This is a genomic window from Flavobacteriales bacterium, assembly GCA_013001705.1.
Taxonomy (GTDB): Bacteria; Bacteroidota; Bacteroidia; order Flavobacteriales_D; family JABDKJ01; genus JABDLZ01.
Genome location: JABDLZ010000090.1, coordinates 1 through 4,548 on the forward strand (window position 1 = coordinate 1; position 4,548 = coordinate 4,548).

The window sequence follows — 4,548 nt, forward strand, 5'->3', positions numbered from 1 at the left end:
GTCCCCACTCTGCATCCCCATGGAGTCTGTTCTCGCCCATACGTAGTTTGCCGAATCGTGTCAAGGTGAATGAGGACAAGGATGCCAATCTATCGCCTGAATACTCGAAGTCGAGATGACTGGCACTCTCCTCGGTGGCGGTGCTCATCTTCTGGGCAAAGCGGAGGGATGTCTTCTTCCTACTGTAGGGCAGGGTCTTGGGTCTTCTGGACCTGAAGTGAATGACTCCACCCAGAGCATCACTCCCGTAGATCAACGAGCCCGGGCCGAAAATCACCTCTGTTCGCTCCAGCAGATAGGGGTCGACTGTAATGGCATTCTGGAGATGCCCGCTCCGGTAGATGGCGTTGTTGAGTCGCACTCCATCGACCATCAAGAGGATGCGGTTGGCCTCGAATCCCCTCAAGACCGGGCTTCCCCCTCCCAATTGGCTTCTTTGGACAAAGACCTCCCCGCTCCGTTCCAGTAGGTCAGCAGTAGTGCGCGGTTGGGTCGTCTCCATGGCCTTCTCTGAAAGGGTGACCATCTGCTTGGGGCTTTCGAAAAAGGATTCTCTGGCCGCCTTCAACTCGAAGGTGGGCATCTGGATGACCGTGGGCATCATAGTCACGGTAAATGGGCTTCTCTTGAGAAGCGAGGTGGAAACGGCCTGCGATTCGTAGGCTACGTGGGTTATCAAGATAGAGTCACAAGGAAGTAGAGCGGTGATATCTACCCGACCTTTGCTGTCTGATTTCAAGAAGGCAGTACGGGCTTCTGAGAAGATGACCGCTCCTTCAATGGGGGCATTGGACACGAGGTCTTTGACTGTGATCTGCTGGGCGGACCACCCATATGCGACAAGCAGCCCTAGCAGGGCCAAGAATCCTCTTCTCATAAACTGTACACTTCTCTCAAGACCTCAAAAGAGCTCAATCCCTTGAATTGGGGGATATGTATCCTATAATACATCACGAGTCCTTCCAGCAATCTTCTTCTTAGCTCTTTACTGATGGCATGGGTTGCCACAATCTCTGTGCCGAGATAGGCCCGCAAAGATGAAGATATCTCCCCGTCTAAAAAGTCGGGGTGATGGGGTGGGTGGTCTTGAAAGACGCCTTCTCTCAGATCGAAGTAGGGTCCTTGTGTTTCCGCATGAGGTTGAAACCCCAATGGCTCACTGAGTTCCAGTAAGAATCGAATAGGGATTTCAGCCAGTGCATCGGCCTTCTCCAGCTTCCGGGTCCATTTCAAAAGGGTCTGATAGAGACTTTCTGAGTTATCCTCTTCCTCGATACTCTTTACGAATGCTTCTGCGATGAAGAGTGCGATACTGCTTCTCAAAGGAGAATTGTACAGAGCGAACTGATTCTCAGCTGCTGACATATAACGAATGGTCTGGAGAGAGCGTCCTTCGCGTATGTCCACCTCCAAGTCCAAGACCCGCAAGGGCATGAGCAGCCCGGATGAATCGCCTTTACGCTTGCTTTGTGTGCTGCGAACGATGAATGGGATCAATCCCTTCGTACGTGTATAGATCTTGACAATTCGCCCTCGCTCACCCTGCTTGATGGAATGGAGTACTATGCCCTCTGTCTTGCTGAGCACATCGTAGAGATCAGCGGATGAATAGAAGCTTGGTCACACAACTGCTCTCCCCTTCCGAGTCGGAGACCAAGGCAAAATAGACTCCGGTAGCCACTTTGTTGCCTGAGAAATCCCTTCCATTCCATGTGACCCGGCCTCCGTTGGAAATAGATTGGAATACGATATTCCCGGCCAAGTCGGTGAACTTCACCTCGCTGTCCCTCACAAGTCCGTCTAGGGTGATGACCCCCTCATAGCCGGGACGCACGGGGTTGGGATAGACATCGAAACACTCGTTTTCCAGACCGCCTTGAGTCGCATCTCCGAAGTAGGTCACTGTGCCCTTGTCCGTGGCAATGTGTACTGCTCCTGTCACGGGGTCCACTTCTATGTCTTTGATCACATCGGAAAAGAGAGGACTGTTGGATGTGGTGAAATGCAGTAGTTCTTCGGTCCCATCGGAGGAGAGGAGGAAGACCCCTCCGGTGAGCGTGCCTATCCATTTGCGATTGGCTCCATCCACCTCGATGGAAGTGATGGATTCACTTCCTAGCAATCGCTCTACATTCCCGTCTCTCTCTACCAGTATGGATTGGAAGTCTGCAGGATTTGACGTAAAGATGGAGAGTGGATTATAATTGACCACTGGCCCCTCTGCGGTACCTAGCCATATCTCCCCATCCCGATCTTCGGCAATGGAGAATATGGTGGTCGTGGGTAGGGCCCCGTCCCCCACTCCTGTCCCGAATGTCTTGCACTGATGAGAGTCGGTATCTTCCAGGTCATTTCCATGCTGCAGAAGAAGTAATCCTACGCCCCTTGGGAGTACCGTCCAGGTCTGCCCGCTCTCCGTAACGACCATCTCTCCCAACAGTGTGTTTCCGGAAATGACACCTGGGCAGCCAAAGGCCTTCCATTCTCCATCACGTGTCCGGACTTTGAAGGGTTCAGCCGTGTAGTTGTTGGTGGCCCAGAGGTTCCCACTGATGTCGAAGGCCAGATTTCCCACTTGTATCCGGTCCGGATTCAGGGTGCTCGGCTCTAAATTGGCGTTGTTCTGTTCTTCACTGAACAATACGTATTCATCCGAGGAAGAATCGTATTGAAGCACTCCACCGAAGAAGGCAGCGAAGTATTTTAGATCGGGATCGAAGGGGTCGATACGAACATCCACCAGGTCTCTGACCGAACCATCGATCAGCTGGTCATCATAGGTGATCCATTGGGCACCTTCCCTCCCTGAAAAGCCCTTGTTGCTGAATTGATTATCGAAGTTGGTCTGCAATTCGCCATGGGCCATGTACAGCCTACCGTCAAAGGCGTGCAATTGCCAGCTGTCATCGTATCGCGGGCCATCGGGAAAGACGGAATTCACCTCATCTGCAGAGCTATAGCGGACCAATCCATAGTTCTCATCTCCTATCCAATAGCCTCCTTGACCATCAGAACGTCCGGTGAGTGAGCGGACACCCTCGTCAAATGGGTATTGATTGACGGTCAGATCATTATTCAGTTGCGAATTCCGCACTTGAAGAAAGTTGCGATAGGCGAAGATCACTTGATCTCCAGAACGGACGATGTCCTGCGTCTGCACCCCTTCTGTGCCGGGTACGGGGATCCATCCACTGCCATCGTTGGCGTAGATGACTTCAGGTGTACCCAGTGAGTGGGTCAGTACCCAGTCGCCATAGCGCTCGATCTGGTCGAAGGGCTCCGTTGCAGATGGGATATCGCTGATCAAGTTCCAGTTGAAGAAATCGGCCAGATTAGATGCCCGATCCGCTGTGAGTATCCCACCATCTGTGGCAGCCCAGACAAGGTCGGGGTCGAGTATAAGGTCGTATACTGTTACAGATCCTCCTCCAGGCGCGATGAAATAAGTGTCTTTGACCTCTACGGCCACGAGGTCGATGACCACAATGCCAAAGCCTGTCGCTAACCATGCCTCGTCCCCTTCTGCTATGATGCGATAGATGCCCTTATCGCCTATGACCGAAGAGCGTTTGATATCTCCCAGATTGGTGATGCCATTGCTCGTGACGAGATCGATATTCCCATTTGCATATCCCAACACCAAGACACCGACCTGATCCGCATATGCCGCACTGACAATATCTACATCGGATAGACCTGTGCTTTTGGACATGCGGGTAAGTAGGCCGCTCGATTTCTCGTAGGTGAACAGGCCTTTGCCCGTCAGACAATAGAGTTGTTCTCCGTCATCGATGATCTGATCGACCGACTGATAGGATAACTGATCGACCCATTGACCTATCGCATTCTGTGCAAATGGTCGTTGAGTGAACGCTAGAGATAGAATGATCAGGAAGACTAGGTTCTTCAAAATGGAGGGCTCTGATACGATCAAACAACGAAAATATCCTTCTAATTGGTATGCCCTGTCTAGGAATATCCAAAGGAGGTGTATTACTTTTGAGGCCTCTTCTAAAGGCCCGGTAGTTCAACTGGATAGAATATCAGATTTCGGCTCTGAGGGTTGAGGGTTCGAATCCTTCCCGGGTCACTTTCTAAAAGCTCTGAATCGATGTATTCAGAGCTTTTTTCATTCTTTAATGAAGGTGGACCGATGCCTTATCCCATCTTGAAGTATAACGATGATGTAGACACCTGGAGGAAGGTCGGAGGTATCTACGACCGTCATGCGATCGAACACTTGTATCTGTTTGTTCAGCACCCCTCTGCCTGAAATATCCAGAATGGTCCACTCCATTTCACCATGAGGAAGGTTCCGAATGGTCAGTCGATCCTTTACGGGGTTGGGGAAGATGTCGACCTGGGTTCCATGAAGGTCGTTAAGGCCACTTGCTATGACGGTGGCACATTCTGTGGTGTCCACACATGCCCCTTCTGTTATCATGACTGCAAAAGATCCGTCATAGGGTGCGTGAAGGAAGGAATTGTCTTCGTTCTCCAGTGGAAGGTATTCCTGTTCGCAATCCAACCATAGATATGCATCAGCAT

At 51.3% G+C, this 4,548-nt stretch carries 4 protein-coding genes and 1 tRNA gene; 1 reads left to right on the forward strand and 4 read right to left on the reverse strand.

Features of this window, described 5'->3' with window-relative positions; genetic code table 11:
• From HKN79_03520 to HKN79_03530, 3 genes are all read right to left on the reverse strand, one after another.
• Positions 1–877, reverse strand: an 877-nt coding sequence (locus tag HKN79_03520) for a TonB-dependent receptor plug domain-containing protein (GenBank protein NNC82622.1), incomplete at its 3' end; no start/stop codon positions are given.
• The gene (recO, locus tag HKN79_03525; GenBank protein ID NNC82623.1) at positions 874–1,587 is read right to left on the reverse strand and encodes a DNA repair protein RecO; all 714 of its coding nucleotides are present in this window, start codon (positions 1,585–1,587) and stop codon (positions 874–876) included. The genes HKN79_03520 and recO, both read right to left, overlap by 4 nt.
• Before the next feature lie 10 nt (positions 1,588–1,597).
• On the reverse strand, positions 1,598–3,910 hold the full coding sequence (locus HKN79_03530) for a hypothetical protein (GenBank protein ID NNC82624.1): 2,313 nt from the start codon (positions 3,908–3,910) through the stop codon (positions 1,598–1,600).
• A gap of 106 nt (positions 3,911–4,016) precedes the next feature.
• Between HKN79_03530 and HKN79_03535 the strand changes: the two genes are divergently transcribed.
• Positions 4,017–4,090 (forward strand) — tRNA-Arg (locus tag HKN79_03535).
• A 39-nt stretch (positions 4,091–4,129) separates the two neighbouring features.
• Here HKN79_03535 and HKN79_03540 read toward each other — a convergent pair.
• The coding region (locus HKN79_03540) for a T9SS type A sorting domain-containing protein (protein NNC82625.1) at positions 4,130–4,548 on the reverse strand (419 nt) is incomplete at its 5' end.